At 36.2% G+C, this 20,234-nt stretch carries 20 protein-coding genes and 1 other annotated feature; all 20 genes read left to right on the top strand.

The window, feature by feature from the left end; translation table 11 throughout:
• Positions 1-20 precede the first annotated feature (20 nt).
• The 20 genes from mraY to ACQKNR_RS02090 all read left to right on the top strand — a co-directional run bounded on the left by mraY (position 21) and on the right by ACQKNR_RS02090 (position 20,116).
• Entirely contained in the window at positions 21-995 is a 975-nt protein-coding gene (gene mraY, locus ACQKNR_RS02185; RefSeq protein ID WP_100061601.1) for a phospho-N-acetylmuramoyl-pentapeptide-transferase, read from the top strand.
• Positions 996-2,348: a UDP-N-acetylmuramoyl-L-alanine--D-glutamate ligase gene (gene murD, locus ACQKNR_RS02180; protein WP_427315039.1), complete on the top strand. Its 1,353-nt coding sequence runs from the start codon at positions 996-998 to the stop codon at positions 2,346-2,348. It begins immediately after the preceding gene.
• A gap of 90 nt (positions 2,349-2,438) precedes the next feature.
• On the top strand, positions 2,439-3,530 hold the full coding sequence (spoVE, locus tag ACQKNR_RS02175; protein ID WP_427315037.1) for a stage V sporulation protein E: 1,092 nt from the start codon (positions 2,439-2,441) through the stop codon (positions 3,528-3,530).
• Positions 3,531-3,633: 103 nt separating this feature from the next.
• Entirely contained in the window at positions 3,634-4,728 is a 1,095-nt protein-coding gene (gene murG, locus ACQKNR_RS02170; protein WP_076539817.1) for an undecaprenyldiphospho-muramoylpentapeptide beta-N-acetylglucosaminyltransferase, read from the top strand.
• Positions 4,729-4,789: 61 nt separating this feature from the next.
• On the top strand, positions 4,790-5,695 hold the full coding sequence (gene murB, locus ACQKNR_RS02165) for a UDP-N-acetylmuramate dehydrogenase (protein WP_427315035.1): 906 nt from the start codon (positions 4,790-4,792) through the stop codon (positions 5,693-5,695).
• A gap of 98 nt (positions 5,696-5,793) precedes the next feature.
• Positions 5,794-6,564, top strand: a complete 771-nt coding sequence (divIB, locus tag ACQKNR_RS02160; protein ID WP_427315033.1) for a cell division protein DivIB — start codon at positions 5,794-5,796, stop codon at positions 6,562-6,564.
• 392 nt (positions 6,565-6,956) lie between these two features.
• The gene (gene ftsA, locus ACQKNR_RS02155) at positions 6,957-8,258 is read left to right on the top strand and encodes a cell division protein FtsA (protein WP_427315031.1); all 1,302 of its coding nucleotides are present in this window, start codon (positions 6,957-6,959) and stop codon (positions 8,256-8,258) included.
• A 39-nt stretch (positions 8,259-8,297) separates the two neighbouring features.
• A complete protein-coding gene (gene ftsZ, locus ACQKNR_RS02150) occupies positions 8,298-9,452 on the top strand; it encodes a cell division protein FtsZ (RefSeq protein WP_427315029.1) in 1,155 nt (384 codons plus the stop codon).
• A 264-nt stretch (positions 9,453-9,716) separates the two neighbouring features.
• On the top strand, positions 9,717-10,634 hold the full coding sequence (gene spoIIGA, locus ACQKNR_RS02145) for a sigma-E processing peptidase SpoIIGA (protein ID WP_427315027.1): 918 nt from the start codon (positions 9,717-9,719) through the stop codon (positions 10,632-10,634).
• 19 nt (positions 10,635-10,653) lie between these two features.
• Entirely contained in the window at positions 10,654-11,373 is a 720-nt protein-coding gene (sigE, locus tag ACQKNR_RS02140) for an RNA polymerase sporulation sigma factor SigE (protein WP_000975305.1), read from the top strand.
• Positions 11,374-11,530: 157 nt separating this feature from the next.
• Entirely contained in the window at positions 11,531-12,310 is a 780-nt protein-coding gene (gene sigG / locus ACQKNR_RS02135; protein WP_081143613.1) for an RNA polymerase sporulation sigma factor SigG, read from the top strand.
• A 174-nt stretch (positions 12,311-12,484) separates the two neighbouring features.
• The gene (locus ACQKNR_RS02130) at positions 12,485-12,769 is read left to right on the top strand and encodes a YlmC/YmxH family sporulation protein (RefSeq protein ID WP_427315025.1); all 285 of its coding nucleotides are present in this window, start codon (positions 12,485-12,487) and stop codon (positions 12,767-12,769) included.
• A gap of 118 nt (positions 12,770-12,887) precedes the next feature.
• Positions 12,888-13,706: a peptidoglycan editing factor PgeF gene (pgeF, locus tag ACQKNR_RS02125; protein WP_427315024.1), complete on the top strand. Its 819-nt coding sequence runs from the start codon at positions 12,888-12,890 to the stop codon at positions 13,704-13,706.
• Positions 13,703-14,377 carry a YggS family pyridoxal phosphate-dependent enzyme gene (locus tag ACQKNR_RS02120; protein WP_427315022.1) on the top strand — a complete coding sequence of 225 codons (675 nt, stop codon included), beginning with the start codon at positions 13,703-13,705 and terminating at the stop codon, positions 14,375-14,377. Before pgeF ends, ACQKNR_RS02120 begins: the two co-directional genes overlap by 4 nt.
• Before the next feature lie 19 nt (positions 14,378-14,396).
• Positions 14,397-14,867, top strand: coding sequence for a cell division protein SepF (locus ACQKNR_RS02115; RefSeq protein ID WP_427315020.1), 471 nt, complete (start codon positions 14,397-14,399; stop codon positions 14,865-14,867).
• Positions 14,868-14,873: 6 nt separating this feature from the next.
• Positions 14,874-15,140, top strand: a complete 267-nt coding sequence (locus ACQKNR_RS02110) for a YggT family protein (protein ID WP_427315018.1) — start codon at positions 14,874-14,876, stop codon at positions 15,138-15,140.
• 12 nt (positions 15,141-15,152) lie between these two features.
• On the top strand, positions 15,153-15,920 hold the full coding sequence (locus ACQKNR_RS02105; protein ID WP_427315016.1) for an RNA-binding protein: 768 nt from the start codon (positions 15,153-15,155) through the stop codon (positions 15,918-15,920).
• 89 nt (positions 15,921-16,009) lie between these two features.
• Positions 16,010-16,516 (top strand): septum site-determining protein DivIVA, encoded by a 507-nt coding sequence (gene divIVA / locus ACQKNR_RS02100; protein ID WP_001131611.1) that lies wholly within the window; start codon positions 16,010-16,012, stop codon positions 16,514-16,516.
• 51 nt (positions 16,517-16,567) lie between these two features.
• Positions 16,568-16,792 (top strand) — a binding site (T-box leader).
• A 71-nt stretch (positions 16,793-16,863) separates the two neighbouring features.
• A complete protein-coding gene (ileS2, locus tag ACQKNR_RS02095; protein WP_427315014.1) occupies positions 16,864-19,629 on the top strand; it encodes an isoleucine--tRNA ligase in 2,766 nt (921 codons plus the stop codon).
• A gap of 157 nt (positions 19,630-19,786) precedes the next feature.
• On the top strand, positions 19,787-20,116 hold the full coding sequence (locus tag ACQKNR_RS02090; protein ID WP_427315012.1) for a molecular chaperone DnaK: 330 nt from the start codon (positions 19,787-19,789) through the stop codon (positions 20,114-20,116).
• Positions 20,117-20,234: the final 118 nt, after the last annotated feature.

Raw genomic sequence — 20,234 nt, 5'->3', positions numbered from 1 at the left:
ACGTGAGAGGAGGACTACATGTGCTTGAGCAAGGTTTATTAGTAACGGCTGGGGTAGCATTCTTAATTTCTGTTGCCCTTTCGCCACTGTTTATTCCATTTTTAAGAAAATTAAAGTTCGGACAGAGTATTCGTGATGAGGGACCGAAGTCACATCAAAAAAAATCAGGGACACCGACGATGGGCGGTATTGTCATATATGTATCTATGATGGTGACTACTCTTATTATGGCGATTAAGTTTAATCATTTAGGTGCAGAAGTTTCGCTATTATTATTGGTGACATTTGGTTATGGATTAATTGGGTTTTTAGATGACTACATAAAGGTAGTTAAGAAAAGAAATCTTGGTTTAACATCAAAACAAAAATTATTAGGGCAACTTATTATTGCAATTGCGTTCTTTTTAATTGGAAAAGGGCAAGCGTTTCACACATACATTATGATCCCGGGAACGGATGTTAAGTTTGAACTAAGTTGGGCGTATTTTGTTCTTGTATTATTTATGCTTATCGGTGGATCGAATGCGGTTAACTTAACTGACGGTTTAGATGGTTTATTATCAGGGACAGCTGCTATTGCATTTGGAGCGTTTAGTATTATCGCAGTAGCGCAAGAACAATTTGGAGTAGCGATATTCTGTATGGCGGTTGTAGGGGCTGTACTTGGATTTTTAGTATTCAATGCGAATCCAGCGAAAGTATTTATGGGAGATACAGGCTCCTTAGCTTTAGGTGGTGCCATCGCAGCTGTAGCGATTTTATTAAAACAGGAATTGCTACTTGTAATTATTGGTGGAGTATTCGTAATGGAAACTTTATCTGTTATTATTCAAGTCATTTCGTTTAAAACAACAGGAAAACGTGTCTTTAAAATGAGCCCATTACACCATCATTATGAATTATGTGGTTGGTCAGAGTGGCGTGTTGTTGTGACGTTTTGGTCTGTAGGATTTTTATTAGCTGTGTTAGGAATTTATATCGGGGTGTGGATGTAATTGAAAACTGTAACTGAATTTCAAAATAAAAGTATTCTTGTATTAGGCATTGCAAAAAGTGGTTATGCAGCAGCTACTTTGTTACAAAAATTAGGGGCAAATGTCATTGTAAATGACGGGAAGCCATTAGCAGAAAATGTACTTGCTGCAGAATTACAAGCAAAAGGGATGGACGTTGTATGCGGTGGTCATCCTTTGGAATTATTAGAGAGAAATATTTCTCTTGTTGTAAAAAATCCGGGTATTCCGTATTCTAATCCAATATTAGTTGCTGCGAAAGAAAAGCAAATTCCAATTGTTACGGAAGTAGAATTAGCATACCGTAGTTCAGAAGCGCCATTTGTTGGGATTACGGGGTCTAACGGTAAAACGACGACGACAATGCTTACATTTGAAATGTTAAAAGAAGGACAAAAGCATCCTGTTATTGCAGGGAACATAGGAACTGTAGCTTGTGAAGTAGCGCAGGATGCAAAAGAAAATGAAGTTGTAGTTACAGAACTTTCATCGTTCCAATTGATGGGAGTAGAATTGTTCCAGCCTAAAATTGCTGCGTTTTTAAATTTATTTGAAGCCCACTTAGATTATCATGGGACGAAGAAGGAATATGGTTTAGCAAAAGCAAATATTTTTAAAAACCAAACAGAAAACGATTATAGTGTAATAAATGCAGATGATGCAGATGTGATGGCTTTATCTGCTTATAGTAAAGGTCAAAAAGTACTATTCTCGGCAACGAAAGAAATTGAAGATGGTGCGTGTATAAAAGATAACGCTCTTTATTTCAAAGGTGAAAAAGTTGTTGAAGTAAGCGATATCGTTTTACCTGGTCAGCATAATTTAGAAAATATTTTAGCTGCGATGAGTATCGCGAAACTATTAGGTGTTTCTAATGAAGCGATTACGGTTGTGTTAAAACGTTTTACAGGTGTAAAACATCGTTTAGAATATGTAACAACGATTAACAATCGCAAGTTTTATAATGACTCAAAAGCAACGAATATGCTAGCAACTGAGAAAGCTTTATCTGCGTTTACACAACCGATTGTGTTATTAGCAGGCGGGCTTGATCGTGGAAATGAATTCGATGATTTAATTCCATATTTCAAAAATGTAAAAGCGATTGTAACATTTGGACAAACAGCGCCAAAGTTAGTAAGGGCGGCAGAAAAAGCGGGATTAGATATAATTGAAAGTGTCGATACTTTAGATGAAGCAGTAGTGAAAGCTTACGCTCATTCTACAGATGGCGATGTAATTCTTCTTTCTCCAGCATGTGCAAGCTGGGATCAATTTAAAACATTTGAAGAAAGAGGAGACATTTTTATACAAGCTGTGCATAAACTTATATAAAGTAAAACAAAACATCAGTAGGCTAACACCTACTGATGTTTTGTTACATAGGGCAAATGTTTCTGTCCGAAGAGGTGGTGTTTATGGGTAATGAAGAAAACGCCTGATTTTATTCTCATCATCGTTACACTTGCGTTGTTGACAATCGGAATGATTATGGTTTATAGTGCGAGTGCAGTTTGGGCCTCTTATAAAATGGGGGACTCATTCTTTTTTGCCAAAAGACAATTGTTGTTTGCAGGTCTTGGTGTAGTGGCTATGTTTTTTATCATGAAAATTGATTATTGGGTGTGGCGCACATATTCAAAAGTAATTTTGTTAGTTTGCTTCATTCTTCTTATTCTCGTTCTTATCCCGGGAGTAGGTCTTGTTCGTGGTGGGGCGCGAAGTTGGATTGGAATTGGAGCATTTTCCATTCAACCGTCAGAATTTATGAAGTTTGCGATGATTATTTTCTTAGCAAAATTTTTATCAGAACGACAAAAATTAATTACATCTTTTAAACGTGGTTTACTACCAGCTCTTAGTTTTGTGTTTCTTGCTTTTGCGATAATTATGTTACAGCCGGACCTTGGTACAGGAACGGTAATGGTTGGGACATGTATCATTATGATATTTATCTCGGGAGCAAGGGTTTTTCACTTTGCAATGTTTGGTTTGCTTGGTGTAGCAGGATTTGTAGGGTTAATTGCATCAGCGCCGTATCGAATGAAACGCATAACATCATATTTAGACCCGTGGTCAGATCCGCTTGGAAGTGGATTTCAAATTATTCAATCGTTACTCGCAATTGGACCTGGTGGGTTATTCGGGCTTGGACTTGGACAAAGTAGACAAAAATTTTTTTATTTACCTGAACCACAAACAGACTTTATATTTGCAATCTTATCCGAGGAATTAGGTTTTATTGGTGGTTCATTTGTGTTATTATTATTTAGTCTATTATTATGGCGCGGGGTTCGTATCGCATTAGGAGCGCCAGATTTATATGGTACGTTTTTAGCAGTAGGTATTGTGGCGATGATTGCGATTCAAGTAATGATTAATGTTGGTGTTGTAACAGGACTGATGCCTGTTACGGGTATTACTTTGCCGTTTTTAAGTTATGGTGGATCAAGTTTGACATTAATGTTAATGGCAGTAGGTGTATTATTAAATATAAGTCGCCATTCTCGCTACTAAACCCTGTTTTTAAGACAGGGTTTTTCGTATGTGTGTGAAAATACAATATGTATATAGAAATAAATACAATTGAAATAAGAAAAGAGAAGCGGAGGAGTTAGTAGTGCGTGTATTAGTAAGTGGTGGGGGCACTGGAGGTCATATTTATCCGGCCCTTGCTTTAATTAGAGAAATAAAAAAGTTAAATCCAGAAGCAAGATTTTTATATATTGGTACGGAAAGTGGACTAGAGAGTACAATCGTTCCAAAAGCAGGTATACCGTTTCAATCTATTGTTATAAGTGGATTTAAACGTAAAATATCTTTAGACAATGTGAAAACGGTGATGCGTTTTCTAAAGGGTGTACAAGATAGTAAACGATATATTCGTCGTTTTAATCCGGATATTGTGATTGGGACGGGTGGATATGTATGTGGACCGGTTGTATATGCTGCAGCAAAATTAGGTATTCCAACTATTGTACATGAACAAAATAGTGTACCAGGTGTAACGAATAAATTTTTAAGTCGTTACGTGGATAAAGTTGCTGTTTGTTTTGAAGCAGCTGCAGAACATTTTCCACAGTCAAAAGTGGTAATGACAGGTAATCCACGAGCATCAGAGGTAATGGATCAAAATGGAATGAAAGGGAAACGCTCAGTTGGGCTATCTCTTCCTAAAAAGTCAGTACTTATTTTTGGTGGGAGTCGTGGAGCTAGACCGATAAACGATGCTTTCGTAGAAGCGATTGAACAGTTTGGGAACAAAAGTTATGAAATATTGTATGTAACAGGTGAAGTACATTATGACAAAGTGATGGAAGCCGTGAAGCAAAAAGGGAATCCGAATAATGTTATTATTAAGCCGTTCATTCATAATATGCCAGAGGTACTAACTGGTGTAGACCTTGTTGTTTCCAGAGCGGGGGCAACAACACTTGCAGAATTAACGGCGTTAGGTAAGCCAAGTGTGCTAATCCCGAGTCCGTACGTAACAAATAATCATCAGGAAAAGAATGCACGTTCAGTTGTTGATAAAGGAGCGGCAAAAATGTTACTTGAAAAAGATTTAACAGCTGAAACGCTTATTCGTGATATTGATGAGATTTTATTAGATGCACAAACATTACAAAATATGAAGCTGGCTGCTAAACAACTAGGTATTCCAGATGCAGCAAATAAGCTGTATGAAGTAATGAATAAGCTTGTGAAAAAATAACGTTAGGTGAACGCCCTGCATATTACTGTAATAAGGAGACTTAATATGGGGGAGAGCGTCTATGGAACAATTAGTAAATGAGCTTATAGAAGCAAATGTTGGTCGCGTGTTAGTTAATGAGCCGTTAGCACGTTATACAACTATGAAAATAGGTGGACCAGCTGATATTTTAATTGTGCCAAAGCATGTTGCCGGTATTGAGAAAACACTACAGTTAGTAAAGAAATACAAAGCGAAGTGGACTGTAATTGGTCGTGGTTCAAACCTTCTTGTATCTGATCAAGGTATAGAAGGCGTTGTTATTCGTTTAGGAGAAGGATTAGACCACTTGGAGGTCGAAAAACATAGGGTAAGAGTTGGTGGTGGCTATCCCCTTATTAAATTGTCAACGCTACTTAGTCGCCAAGGGTTAGCTGGACTGGAATTTGCAAGTGGTATTCCAGGGAGTGTCGGTGGTGCAGTATATATGAATGCAGGTGCGCATAAATCAGATATATCAAATATATTATTAAAGGCCCTTATTCTGTTTGAAAATGGAACAATTGACTGGTTAACGAATCAAGAAATGAAGTTTTCTTATCGTACATCTGTATTGCAAACGAAACGTCCTGGTATTGTTTTGGAAGCCGAATTTCAATTACGGGTAGGAGAGCGTGAGGAAATTGTACGTAGCATGCAAAACAATAAAAATTACCGCCGTGAAACACAACCATGGAATCACCCTTGTGCAGGAAGTGTGTTTCGGAATCCAATCCCATATTTTGCAGGAGATTTAGTAGAAAAGGCAGGGCTTCGTGGTTATAAAATAGGTGGAGCTCAAATTTCTGAAATGCATGGCAATTTTATCATTAATACTGGGGGAGCCTCAGCGCAAGATGTATTGTCTTTAATTGAATTAATAAAACATACAATTAAGGATAAATTTGGTGTAGATATGCACACAGAAATAGAGATTATTGGAAGGTAACGGTTATTCATTCCGCTCATTATCATTTATGTTATAATAAGAAGATAAGAACGGCATGAGGAACATGCCGTTCTTTATGTTACATAGGGGGATCGTACATGAAAAATAGTAAAGTGATTAAACTACAAGATCGTGTACCAAAATTAAAAAATCAAAAGAAAAAAAACAAAAAAAATGTTAATCATCGGTTGATTTTATACATATCAATTTTATTTCTATTAGTACTCTTTTTAATTTATTTTCGGTCGCCGCTTAGTAATATAAAAAAGATAAGTGTGTATGGAAATCATTATATGACAGATGAACAAGTAATGAAGGAATCTGGTGTGACATATGATACAAGTTATTTCCGAGTGACAGCACATAAAGCAGAAGAAAACTTAACGAAAAGAAAAGAAATTAAAGCAGTAAATGTAAAAAAACGTTTTCCAAACAAAATTGATGTTCATATTGAAGAGTATTTAACAATTGGTTATATAAATAAAGATGGAAAATTACAACCGTTATTAGAAAATGGGAAAACACTTGATGTACTACCGAATGGAAAACTTCCTGTTGCAGCACCGATTTTTGAACCTTTTAAAGAGGAGAAAATGAAGGAGTTAATTGCTGAACTAGAAAAAGTAACACCGACTATTTTAAGGTCTATTTCTGAGATTCATTATTCACCGACGAATGCGAATGAAGACCATCTTACTTTATATATGAATGAAGGATATGAAGTGAGCACTACGATTCAAAACTTCGCAAAGCGTATGGAAACTTATCCGCTTATATTAAAAACAATTGATCCAGGTAAGAAGGTATTAATTGACTTAGAAGTAGGTGCATATACGAAAGAGTTAGGAGCGGAAGAAAAAAAAGAATAGTAGTTTTCACCGCGTTATTAAAAATAATGAAACAAGTGTTCCGTTATTTGCTTACGAATTTACAAGAATGGTTCATTTGATGAAAAATATGTAAAAATTCTTAGATTCATACTAGGATTGGTACAAGTTTCACTTTTCTATGAGTACATCTTAGTGTAGACTTATACTTGGCGGTAATCTTTACACTTGAAATAGAATTATTTCAAGATAAGCAGTTATTCACAGTTTACTGCGATATTCTTAAGTGAATGTTAAATAAAATAAGAAAAATATAGGGTTAAAAAAGGGAAACGTATAAAGACGTTGAATATTTTTCTTATAAATAGTAAAGTTGCGATTGTTGTTCCATATATTGAGTTGTATGGTATAAATAAAGAAGGAGGTGCCAAAGAATGAACAGCAATGAAATATATGTTAGTCTTGACATCGGTACATCCAATGTTAAAGTCATCATTGGTGAAATGGTTAATGACAGCTTAAACATTATTGGTGTTGGAAATGTAAAATCAAATGGTTTAAAGAAGGGATCGATAGTTGATATAGATGAGACTGTTCGATCAATTAAAAAAGCAATTGAACAAGCTGAGCGCATGGTGGGAATCCACATTGAGCAAGTTGTAGTAGGTGTCAATGCAAATCAGGTACAGCTACTTCCTTGTCATGGAGTAGTCGCTGTTTCAAATGAAGATCGTGAAATCGGAAATGAAGATGTCTTACGCGTTCTAGATGCAGCACAAGTTGTGTCAATTGCTCCTGAACGTGAGTTTATTGATGTGGTACCTCGACAGTTCATTGTAGACGGTCTTGACGAGATTAACGATCCGCGCGGTATGATCGGTGTAAGATTAGAAATGGAAGGTACACTTATTACAGGATCGAGAACTTTACTACATAATTTACTTCGTTGTGTAGAAAAAGCAGGTCTTGAAATTGTTGATATTTGTCTTCAACCTTTAGCGGCTGCGACAATTGCTTTATCTTCAGATGAAAAAAATAGAGGAGTAGCCCTTGTTGATATTGGGGGAGGCTCTACAACTTTATCTATTTTTAAAGATGGAGAGTTACAAGCGACGAGCGTATTGCCATTAGGTGGAGACCATATAACGAAGGATATTGCGATTGGGTTGAAAACTTCAACAGAAAATGCAGATCAAATTAAGTTGAAATATGGACATGCTTTTTATGATACAGCATCTGAAGAAGAAATGTTTACAGTTCCTATCATGGGAAGTGATCAAACAGAACAGTATTCACAATTGGAATTATCGGATATTATCGAGGCTCGTGTAGAGGAAATTTTAATATTTGTTCAAGAAGAAGTGCGTAAGTTAGGAATAAAACAAGTTGCTTCGGGCTATGTACTAACTGGTGGAATCGCTTCTATGCCAGGTATTCTTGATCTTGCATATGACATTTTACATGAAAATGTTCGTATAGCAACTCCTGATTATATTGGTGTACGTGAGCCTCAATATACAATTGGAGTTGGATTAATTAAACACTCTTATCAAAAAGCTAAATTACGTGGGAAAAACGTGCAGGAAAAGCAGGAGCATTTTGAACCAGTCCCTGCACCAATGCCAGTACAACAGCAACCTGCAAAACAAAAAACTCATAATCAAAATAATAATAAGCAAAATGATGACCGCATGATGTCAAAAGTAAAACGTGTATTCCGTTATTTATGGGATTAAAATTGGACACGAAAAATGAGGTTCTAGGGGGATTTCGACATGTTAGAGTTTGATACTACTCAAGATCAATTAGCGAATATAAAAGTTATCGGTGTCGGCGGTGGCGGAAACAATGCTGTAAACCGTATGATTGAACACGGTGTACAAGGTGTAGACTTTATCGCTGTGAATACTGATGCACAAGCATTAAATTTATCAAAAGCTGAAACAAAAATGCAAATTGGTGGAAAATTAACGCGTGGACTTGGTGCTGGCGCAAACCCTGAAGTAGGGAAAAAAGCTGCAGAAGAAAGTAAAGAACAGATCCAAGAAGCACTTCGTGGTGCAGATATGGTCTTCGTAACTGCTGGTATGGGCGGCGGAACTGGAACTGGTGCAGCTCCAGTTGTTGCTCAAGTTGCAAAAGAATTAGGTGCGTTAACAGTTGGTGTTGTAACACGTCCATTTACATTTGAGGGACGTAAGCGTGCAACGCAAGCTGCATCTGGTATTGCGGCATTTAAAGAAAATGTAGATACACTTATTGTAATTCCAAACGATCGTTTATTAGAGATTGTTGATAAAAATACGCCGATGTTAGAAGCGTTCCGTGAAGCAGATAACGTATTACGTCAAGGTGTTCAAGGTATTTCGGATTTAATTGCAACACCAGGTTTAATTAACTTAGACTTTGCAGACGTAAAGACAATTATGTCTAATAGAGGTTCTGCTTTAATGGGTATTGGTTCTGGTAACGGAGAAAATCGTGCTGCTGAAGCCGCGAAAAAAGCGATTTCTAGTCCATTACTAGAAACATCTATTGATGGAGCTCAAGGTGTGATTATGAACATTACGGGTGGAGCTAACTTAAGTTTATACGAAGTACAAGAAGCAGCAGATATTGTAGCTTCGGCTTCGGATCCAGAAGTAAATATGATTTTCGGTTCTGTTATTAATGAAGGATTAAAAGATGATATCGTTGTAACTGTAATTGCAACTGGTTTTGATGATACAATTGCAACTCAACCACCAAAACCAATTATCCGTTCGAATGTGAATCATGCACAACAACAGCAACAACCAGTAGCTCAGCCTCCAAAACAACGTGAAGTAAAACGTGAAATGAAGCGTGAAGAGCCGGTTGTACATGATCGTCATTCAGATTCAGATGATATCGATATTCCAGCATTCTTACGTAACCGTCGTAGACGATAAAAGAAAAGGAGCTTTCATGCTCCTTTTTTTGTTTTTTTTAATGAAAAAGATCTGCTAAGCAGGTCTTTTTTATTTTGTATATTTAGATTTATAATCAATAGAAAAAATAAAAATATAGCATTCTATGAAACGATACTATTATTTTTTACCGACAGATTATGTCTAGAAATCACAAAATAACAAAAAAACACCTCCGCAAATTGACACACTTTCCTATTGGATATGCATTATACTAGTCTCAACTTAAAAAAAGAGGTGAATTGTTTGGTTGTTTACGCCGACGTTGTTTGGTTGTTAAACGCCTGCATTGATTTTCTTTTACTTTTATTAACGGCTACCGTGTTAAAAAAGAAGATCAAAAGATGGAGGCTTGTGTTAGGGGCATTTATAGGTTCAACCATTGTTATTTTTGCCTTTACCCCTTTTGCTTCTATGATGACACATCCAATTATGAAACTACTGTACTCATTACTTATCGTGTATACAGCATTTGGTTTTACAACGTTTAGAAATTATGCACAAACTGTTTTTACTTTTTACTTTGTAACCTTTATGGTTGGCGGTGGATTAATGGGAACACATTTCTTTTTGCAAACGAATGAAATGGTAAGTGGATTGGTTCAGTCTAAATCAATTTCTTACGGTGATCCAATTAGTTGGTTGTTTGTTATTTTTGGTTTTCCAGTGATTTATTATTTTTCTAAAAAGCGTATTGAAAGCGTAGAGGTCACGAAAATACACTATGACCAAATTGTGAAAGTGAAAATTCAATTAGCTGAAGAAGAACTAGAACTTGCAGGTTTAATTGATAGTGGGAATCAACTTTACGACCCGTTAACAAAAACACCCGTTATGATTATGCATATTTCATCATTAGAACATTGTTTACCAGCTTGGTTAACAGAACAAATTTATTCCAAAACAGAAATTCCTCAAATACCAGAAAATGATTCTGGATGGGCGACAAAATTACGCTTAATTCCTTTCCGAGCAGTAGGAGTAGAGAATCAATTTTTATGGGCAATTAAGCCAGACAGTGTGCAAGTATTTCATGAAGGTAGTTCTATTGTTGTAAACAAAGTATTGATTGGATTAAATACGCAACAATTGTCTACCAACGGAGAGTATCAATGCATTGTACATCCAAAAATGTTGATTTCGCAAAAGATGGTAATTGCTTAATTATGAGAGGCGGGATAATATGATGAAATTTAAATTTTATTTAGTGTACCTTTGGTATAAAGTATTGCTGAAATTAGGAATTAAGACCGATGAAATTTATTATATTGGTGGTAGTGAGGCGTTACCACCGCCGTTAACGAAAGAAGAGGAGGAAGTTCTTTTAAATAAATTGCCAAAAGGTGATCAGGCAGCAAGATCATTACTTATTGAACGCAACTTACGGCTAGTTGTATATATAGCAAGAAAATTTGAAAATACAGGGATAAATATTGAAGATTTGATTAGCATAGGAACAATCGGCCTTATTAAAGCAGTGAATACATTTAATCCAGAAAAGAAAATAAAATTAGCAACATATGCATCTCGTTGTATAGAAAATGAGATTTTAATGCATTTGCGTCGCAATAATAAAAATCGTTCGGAAGTTTCTTTTGACGAACCGCTAAACATTGATTGGGATGGGAATGAACTATTATTATCAGATGTGTTAGGTACGGATGATGATATTATTACAAAAGATTTAGAAGCTACTGTAGATCGACATCTTCTAATGAAAGCATTGCACCAATTAAATGATCGTGAAAAACAAATTATGGAGCTTCGGTTTGGGCTTGCTGGGGGAGAGGAAAAGACGCAAAAAGATGTGGCGGATATGCTTGGAATTTCACAGTCATATATTTCGCGTTTAGAAAAAAGAATCATAAAAAGATTACGAAAAGAATTTAATAAAATGGTGTAAAGAATAAGACCAGCCGCTATCTAGGCTGGTCTTATTCTTTTTAGTTGTATTATGAGAGGCGACTAAAGTGAAAAAAGAAGAGTAAACCGCATGCATAAAATCCCCTTCAAAGGAAATACTTTACACTGTACAGCAACTCCCGATAGGAGGGAACACTTTGACGAGAAACAAAGTAGAAATTTGCGGTGTTGATACAGCTAAACTTCCAGTACTAAAAAATGAAGAAATGCGTAAATTATTTCGTGAAATGCAAAGTGGAGAGATAAGCGCAAGAGAGAAATTAGTGAATGGAAACTTACGTCTTGTACTGAGCGTCATCCAAAGATTTAATAACAGAGGAGAATATGTTGACGATTTATTTCAAGTTGGCTGCATCGGACTTATGAAATCTATTGATAACTTTGATTTAGGCCAAAATGTAAAATTTTCAACGTATGCTGTGCCGATGATTATTGGGGAAATACGCAGATATTTGCGTGACAACAATCCGATTCGTGTGTCTCGCTCATTACGAGATATTGCGTATAAAGCGTTGCAAGTAAGGGAGAAGTTGATTGCAGAAAATTCGAAAGAACCAACAGCAATGGATATTGCAAAAGTTCTAGAAGTGACTCATGAAGAAATTGTTTTTGCTTTAGATGCAATTCAAGATCCAGTGTCATTATTTGAGCCGATTTATAATGATGGAGGAGATCCTATCTTTGTTATGGATCAGTTAAGTGATGAAAAGCAAAAGGACGAGCAGTGGATTGAAGAGTTAGCGCTGAAAGAGGGAATGAAGCGTTTAAATGATCGTGAGAAAATGATTATTCGAAAACGTTTCTTTCAAGGAAAGACACAAATGGAAGTTGCAGAAGAAATTGGGATTTCTCAAGCGCAAGTATCACGTTTAGAGAAATCAGCTATTAAACAAATGAATAAAACGATTCAAGGATAAGGTTCTCACCATTTTTGGTGAGACCTTTTTATATGTAATACGGTTTGCACTCATAGTAGTGAGGCTGTGCTCATATAATGGAAATAATATGGGGCTTAGCAGCGGTTACTTCTTGTTAATTTAATGTGAGATACAGTGTTCTTTGTACTTCCAATTCGCCATATAAGGGAGAGGATGAAAGTGATACGAATTTCGGAGTTTCAAATGAAGGATGTTGTAAATATTTCGGATGGCAAAAGACTTGGAAATATCGGAGACATCGATATTGATATAGATACTGGAAAAATAAAGTCTGTTATTATTTCTAAACAAGCACGTATTCTGGGTATTTTTGGGAAAGGTGTAGAAGTTATAATTCCTTGGGAGGAAATTATGAAAATTGGGGAAGATGTCATACTTGTAAGAGTAAATCCTGTTAATTCTGTAACAGAATCAATACAAACACCGACAATTTCATAAAGAATATTACAAATTCCTCTTTTTTTTATGTTGGCATTATGAAAAAATAAAAGTATGGTAAAATAGACAGGAAGTACCATGCTTTTTTTCTGTTATTTTAATTAAAAGGAGCCGCTTTATGAGAGAACCATTTAAATATGTGGACGGTATACTGTATTTACAAGCGTGGAAAGAACTTGGAAACATTACTGCTGGATTTACGACAAAAGATGGTGGGATAAGTACGGGCTCCTTTCATGCGATGAATTTAGGATTACATGTGAATGATATCGTGGAGAACGTTCATGAAAACAGACGCATTTTAGCGAATAAGTTACACAAACCATTAGAGAATTGGATTTGCTCTGAACAAGTTCATGATCATCATGTTGAAAAAGTAGGACAAGAAGAAAGAGGAAGTGGCGTATATTCTTACGAGGATGGCATTTCCAAAACAGATGGCATTTATACGACTAATGAAGATGTTCTTTTAACGTCTTGTTACGCGGATTGTGTACCACTCTATTTTTATGCACCATCACATGGTATGATAGGACTTGCACATGCTGGCTGGAAAGGGACTGTAAAAGAGATTGCAAAAGAAATGATCCAAAAGTGGAACGCAGAAGGGGTTTCAAGTGATGAAATTCATGTTGCAATTGGACCCGCAATTGGATCTTGTTGTTATGTTGTCGATGATCGAGTATTAACAGCAGCACAGCAAGTAGTAAACGGTTCTGTTCCTTATAAAAAAATTTCTGATGGGCAGTACGCAATTAATCTAAAAGAAATTAATCGTATATTATGTGTACAAGCAGGTATAAAAGAAGAGCATATTGTAATGTCATCTCTTTGTACAAGCTGTGAGGAACAACTATTCTTCTCTCATCGTCGTGATCAAGGTAAGACAGGGAGAATGTTGAGTTTCATAGGTTTTAAGGAGGAAGGAAACAAGTGACAGTACAAGAGAATTTAGCAACTGTAAACGAAGCTATTAAAGCATCTTGTGTACGAGCTGGACGTTCGTTACAAGATATTAAACTCGTCGCAGTTACAAAAACAGTAGGAATTGAAAAAACAAACGAGGTAATTGAAGCCGGAATTATCGATTTAGGTGAAAATAGAAATGAAGGTTTTTTACAGAAATACGAGCATTTCGTTTCAAAAGTAAAGTGGCATTTTATTGGATCATTACAAACGAGAAAAGTAAAAGAAATCATAAATCAAATTGATTATTTACATTCGTTAGATCGTCTTTCGCTTGCAAAAGAAATTCAAAAACGTGCAGATAAGAAAATTAAATGTTTTATTCAGGTGAAAACATCATCTGAAGAATCAAAGCAAGGCTTGGCAATAGAAGAAACGGTTTCTTTTATTCAAAGTTTGCAAGAATTTGATAAGATTGAAGTGGTCGGATTAATGACGATGGCTCCATTTACAGAAGAAGAGGAAGAGGTTCGCCGCTGCTTTAAGGACTTGCGCAAGCTACAAATAGAGGTGCAGGAGCTAAATCTATTACATGCGCCATGTAAAGAATTATCAATGGGAATGTCAAATGATTATACGATTGCAATTGAGGAAGGTGCTACATATATTCGTTTGGGAACGATTTTAGTAGGAAAAGCGTAAAAGGAAGGAGAAAGTTATTATGAGTTGGTCAAAAGTAAAATACTTCTTTTTTGACACACCAGAAGAAAAAGAAGCCGCTCAATATAGTTATGAAAAGGAGCAAACAGACATGAAAAAGCCACAAGATCCCCCTGAACAACAAGATGTTCCGTTTACGAAAGTACAACCGAAGCAAAATATTGTGAGTATTGAAACAGCGAAGCAATCTTCAAAAGTTGTTTTATTAGAACCACGCACATATTCGGAAGCGCAAGGGATTGCGGATCATTTGAAGGGTAGACGAGCTGTTGTAATTAATTTACAAAGAATGTCTACTGATCAAGCCGTACGTATCGTTGACTTTTTAAGTGGTACTGTATACGCTATAGGCGGGGACATTCAAAAAATAGGACCAAAAACATTTATGTGTACGCCTGAAAATGTAGATATTGTTGGCGCAATTTCAGAGTTATTCGGTGAAGAAGAAGAAACAAATATAAAGAGGTGGTAATACGCCATGACAACAGTTTTAAATGTTTTAATTTATGCTATCGAGATTTACTCGTGGGCACTTATTATTTACATTCTCCTATCATGGTTCCCTGGTGCTAAGGAATCAACTTTTGGAGATTTTCTTGCGCGTATTTGTGAACCGTATTTAGAACCATTTCGCAGGTTTATTCCGCCGCTTGGTATGATTGATATCTCTCCAATCGTTGCTATTTTTGCTTTAAGGCTTGCTACAAATGGTTTAGTAAGTTTGTTCAGCTATTTTTTGTACTAAGAGGTTAAATACATGAGCATCTACGAACATTTCAGACCTGATGAAGAGGTCTTTGTGGATAAAGTGTTAGAGTGGAAGCGAACGGCGGAGTACCATCAAGTGAAATTAACAGACTTCCTTGATCCAAGACAGCAACAAATTGTTTCTATGGTAATAGGGCAAGGGGACGTTGCTGTACGATTTGATGGTGCAACGCCACATGCGGAGCGTAGAAGAGCACTCATTTATCCAGACTATCTAGAATTAAATGAAGAAGAATTTCAAGTAGAAGTATTAGAAATTGACTATCCTTCCAAGTTTTATACGCTAGAACATAGGCAAATATTAGGTACATTTATGTCACTTGGTTTAACGAGAGAAAAATGTGGTGATATTTTGCTTCAAGAAAATCGTGCCCAAATTGTAGTTGCGAAAGAAATCGTATCGTACATTGAGATGAACTTACAATCAATAGGAAAAGTAAAAATCTCCTTATCACCTATACAAGGAGAACAAATTCTACAGATCCATGAAACATGGGGAGAGAAATCTGGAACGGTTTCTTCACTTCGTTTAGATGTTATGTTAGCAGAAATGTTACATCTATCCAGACAGAAAATACAACCTCTTATAAAAAATGGTTTAGTAAAAGTTAATTGGAAAACAGTAGAACAAACTTCTTATGAATGTTATCCAGGAGATGTTTTTTCAGTGAGAGGATATGGGCGAAGTAAATTATTTTCTGTAGAAGGTAGAACAAAGCGCGACAAATGGAGAATTTTGTATGGTATACTAAAATGATTGGTTTTTTAGAAGGAAATCCTCCTATTTTGTCGAAGAAAAGATATAATTGAAAGAGGAAATTTAGATAACTACTTGGAGGTGGCGTTGTGCCGTTAACACCATTAGATATTCATAACAAAGAATTTGGTCGCGGATTTCGTGGCTATGATGAAGATCAAGTAAATGAGTTTCTTGATCAAATTATCAAAGATTATGAATTAGTCATTCGTGAGAAAAAAGCTTTAGAAGAAAAAGTTGCGCAATTAGAAGGAAAGTTAGATCACTTCTCTAATATTGAAGATACGTTAAACAAATCTATTGTTGTTGCACAAGAAGCAGCGGAAGAAGTAAAACGTAATGCGCAAAAAGAAGCGAAATTAATCGTGCGTGAAGCAGAGAAGAATGCAGATCGTATCATTAACGAAGCTTTAGTAAAATCAAGAAAAGTTGCTTTTGATATTGAAGAGCTAAAGAAACAAGCGAAAGTATTCCGAACTCGTTTCCGTATGTTATTAGAAACACAGCTTGAAATGTTAAACAACGATGATTGGGATAAACTAATTGAGTTAGAAGACGAAGTAGATGAACTGTTGAAAAAAGAAGAAACAGTGTAAGCTTGACGTTTTTCTCATTATTACATATAATTTTAAACAACATATTTATTAAGAAAAACGAAGATAGGGATAAGTACCTTTTTCATACCTTATATAGCGAACTGAGGATAGTGTGAGCTCAGGATAAGGAGATAATGGGAATATCACCCTGGAGTTCCGCGCTGAACAAATGGAGTAAGCGTCGGCGTATATTCGCGTTAAGAATATAAAGAGGATTATATACATGCGTATATAATCTACTAGGGTGGTACCGCGGGAGACTTTCTCGTCCCTTTTTGGGATGAGAAAGTCTCTTTTTTATTCCGTTTTTTAGGTCTTTCTTTTATACATGTAAGGAGGAATTGAGCATGGAGTATAAAAATACATTACTAATGCCAAAAACAGAGTTCCCAATGCGTGGGAATTTACCAAAACGTGAGCCTGCAATGCAAGAAAAATGGGCTGAAATGAATATTTACGAAAAAGTACAAGAGCATACAAAAGGTCGTCCTTTATTTGTACTGCATGATGGACCTCCATATGCGAATGGTGACATTCATATGGGACATGCACTAAACAAAGTGTTAAAAGACTTTATTGTTCGTTATAAATCAATGACGGGTTACTGTGCACCATATGTACCTGGATGGGATACGCACGGTTTACCAATTGAACAAGCATTAACGAACAAAGGTGTAAAACGTAAAGAAATGACAGTTGCTGAGTTCCGTAAGTTATGTGCAGAGTATGCATATGAACAAGTTGAACGTCAACGTGAACAATTTAAACGTCTAGGTGTACGTGCAGATTGGGATAATCCATATATTACTTTAGAGCCAGCTTATGAGGCACAACAAATTAAAGTGTTTGGTGACATGGCGAAAAAAGGTTATATCTATAAAGGTCAAAAACCAGTTTACTGGTCTCCAACGAGTGAATCCGCTTTAGCAGAAGCTGAGATTGAATACCAAGATAAGAAATCAGCATCTATTTACGTAGCATTCCCTGTAAAAGACGGAAAGAACGTATTAGAAGGTGATGAGAAATATATCATTTGGACAACAACACCTTGGACATTACCTGCAAACTTAGGTATTTCTGTTCATCCAGAACTTGAATATGCTATTGTGAAAGTAAATGGCGAGAAATATATCATCGCTTCTGAACTATTCGATACAGTTGCAAAAACATTAGAATGGGAAAATACTGAAGTTGTGAAAACGGTAAAAGGTAGCGAACTTGAATATACAGTTGCAAAACATCCATTCTACGACCGTGATTCATTAGTTATGCTAGGGGAGCACGTAACAACAGATGCAGGTACGGGTTGCGTTCATACAGCACCTGGGCACGGGGAAGATGACTTCGTTGTTGGTAAAAAGTACGGCTTAGAAGTACTTTGCCCAGTTGATGATAAAGGTGTATTAACAGATGAAGCGCCTGGATTTGAAGGCTTATTCTATGATAAAGCTAACAAGCCAATTACGGAAAAATTAGAAGAAGTAGGCGCGTTACTAAAATTAACATTTATTACACATTCATACCCACATGATTGGAGAACGAAAAAGCCAATTATTTTCCGTGCAACAGCACAGTGGTTTGCATCTATCGAAGCATTCCGTAAAGAGTTATTACAAGCTGTTGAAGAAACGAAATGGGTACCGGCATGGGGAGAAACTCGTCTTCATAATATGGTTCGTGACCGCGGTGACTGGTGTATTTCTCGTCAGCGTGCATGGGGTGTACCGATTCCTGTATTCTATGCCGAGAATGGCGATCCAATCATTACGGATGAAACAATTAACCATGTAGCAGAGTTATTCCGTGAACACGGTTCTAACGTATGGTTCGAGCGTGAAGCAAAAGATCTATTACCAGAAGGATTTACACATCCAGGTAGCCCGAATGGTGAATTCCGTAAAGAAACAGACATCATGGATGTATGGTTCGATTCAGGTTCTTCTCACCAAGCGGTATTAGAAGAACGTGAAGACTTACAACGTCCAGCTGATTTATATTTAGAAGGATCTGACCAGTATCGTGGTTGGTTCAACTCTTCATTATCAACAGCGGTTGCTGTAACGGGTAAAGCACCATATAAAGGCGTGTTAAGCCATGGTTTCGTATTAGATGGTGAAGGTCGTAAAATGAGTAAGTCGATTGGAAACATCGTCGTACCGAAAAAAATTATGGATCAATTAGGCGGAGACATTTTACGCTTATGGGTATCTTCTGTTGACTATCAATCTGATGTACGTATTTCAGATGATATTTTAAAACAAGTAGCAGAAGTTTATCGTAAAATTCGTAACACATTCCGTTTCTTATTAGGAAACTTAGACGACTTTAATCCAAGTGAAAATACAGTAGCGGTAGCTGAACTTCGTGAAGTAGACCGTTACATGTTAGTGAAATTAAATGATTTAATTACAAAAGTAAAAGAAGCATATGAAGCATACGACTTCGCTGCTGTGTATCATGCAATTCATAACTTCTGTACAATTGATTTAAGTTCATTCTACTTAGACTTTGCAAAAGACATTTTATACATTGAAGGTGCAAACCACGAAGATCGTCGTGCAATTCAAACAGTATTATATGATGTTCTTGTTGCATTGACGAAACTTGTAACACCAATCTTACCGCATACAGCTGATGAAGTATGGCCATACATTCCAGGTGTAACAGAAGAAAGTGTACAATTAACTGATATGCCAGAAGCTGTACAATTAGATGGTGCGGAAGCATTAAAAACAAAATGGGATGCATTTATGACGTTACGTGATGACGTATTAAAAGCGTTAGAAGTAGCTCGTAATGAAAAAGTAATTGGTAAGTCATTAAATGCGAGCATTACGTTATATCCGACTGTAGAAATGAAAGCTATGTTAGAGTCTATTAGCGAAGACTTAAAACAATTATTCATCGTCTCTGCGTATAAACTTGGTGGTATGATGGAAGAAGCACCAGCAGATGCGCCGAAGTATGAGCATACAGCGGTTGTTGTTACTCAAGCAACTGGTGAAACATGTGAACGTTGTTGGGTAGTTTCAGAAACAATTGGTAAAGATGCTGAACATGAAACATTATGTGAGCGTTGTGCAACAGTTGTTAAAGAAAACTATGTAAAATAATAAAAAAGCTGACTGCTACTGATGGCAGTCAGTTTTTTTGTTAAAGATATATCAACATAACTTTCAGGCTCTTTCCTGTGAAGGAAAAATGTGTGTGAGGTAACCAAATAGATTTCGGACACACTAACTGTACATTACAGCTAGGAGGAATGTACACGTGAATGAAATCTACATGGAAATAAAAGAAGAGTTGCAATTGATGAAAAAAGAATTGCAAGAGAGACTAGCTAAAGAAGTAATGCACACGTATGATACCGAATTTGGTGAAGAACTTGGATATGAAATGCAAGAAGAGATAAAGAAGAAGCTGCTATTACATGATATAAAAGAGGACTTAAAAGATGTAGAGCGGGCGCTATTTAAAATGGAAATAGACATGTATGGTATTTGTGAGGAGACCGGAACATATATACCGGTAAAACAAATGAAAACGATGCCGACTGCCCGTACCATTCATGAATTTTTCTATGAAAAGGTAAATGTATGAATGAGCGCAATGATATTATATTACCTTTTTTTAATTTATTTTATTCTTCTATAAAGGTTCATTGTGAAAAGGTTGCAGCTATGCTAAAATTTTGAGGTACACTGTCTTTGTGGGGGAA

This window comes from Bacillus sp. NPDC094077, assembly GCF_050279465.1.
GTDB lineage: Bacteria > Bacillota > Bacilli > Bacillales > Bacillaceae_G > Bacillus_A.
Note: the sequence above shows the minus strand (reverse complement) of the source record. Positions and strands in the feature narration are given on the sequence as shown.

Excerpts from the sequence above, each read along its gene's own strand:
- ACQKNR_RS02110 (WP_427315018.1), top strand. The coding sequence starts at position 14,874 with ATGACAACAGTTTTAAATGTTTTAATTTATGCTATCGAGATTTACTCG.
- ACQKNR_RS02130 (WP_427315025.1), top strand. The coding sequence starts at position 12,485 with ATGAAAGTGATACGAATTTCGGAGTTTCAAATGAAGGATGTTGTAAAT.
- spoVE (WP_427315037.1), top strand. The coding sequence starts at position 2,439 with ATGAAGAAAACGCCTGATTTTATTCTCATCATCGTTACACTTGCGTTG.
- ACQKNR_RS02115 (WP_427315020.1), top strand. The coding sequence starts at position 14,397 with ATGAGTTGGTCAAAAGTAAAATACTTCTTTTTTGACACACCAGAAGAA.
- ftsZ (WP_427315029.1), top strand. The coding sequence starts at position 8,298 with ATGTTAGAGTTTGATACTACTCAAGATCAATTAGCGAATATAAAAGTT.
- ileS2 (WP_427315014.1), top strand. The coding sequence starts at position 16,864 with ATGGAGTATAAAAATACATTACTAATGCCAAAAACAGAGTTCCCAATG.
- sigE (WP_000975305.1), top strand. The coding sequence starts at position 10,654 with ATGATGAAATTTAAATTTTATTTAGTGTACCTTTGGTATAAAGTATTG.
- ftsA (WP_427315031.1), top strand. The coding sequence starts at position 6,957 with ATGAACAGCAATGAAATATATGTTAGTCTTGACATCGGTACATCCAAT.
- divIB (WP_427315033.1), top strand. The coding sequence starts at position 5,794 with ATGAAAAATAGTAAAGTGATTAAACTACAAGATCGTGTACCAAAATTA.
- ACQKNR_RS02105 (WP_427315016.1), top strand. The coding sequence starts at position 15,153 with ATGAGCATCTACGAACATTTCAGACCTGATGAAGAGGTCTTTGTGGAT.
- pgeF (WP_427315024.1), top strand. The coding sequence starts at position 12,888 with ATGAGAGAACCATTTAAATATGTGGACGGTATACTGTATTTACAAGCG.
- murB (WP_427315035.1), top strand. The coding sequence starts at position 4,790 with ATGGAACAATTAGTAAATGAGCTTATAGAAGCAAATGTTGGTCGCGTG.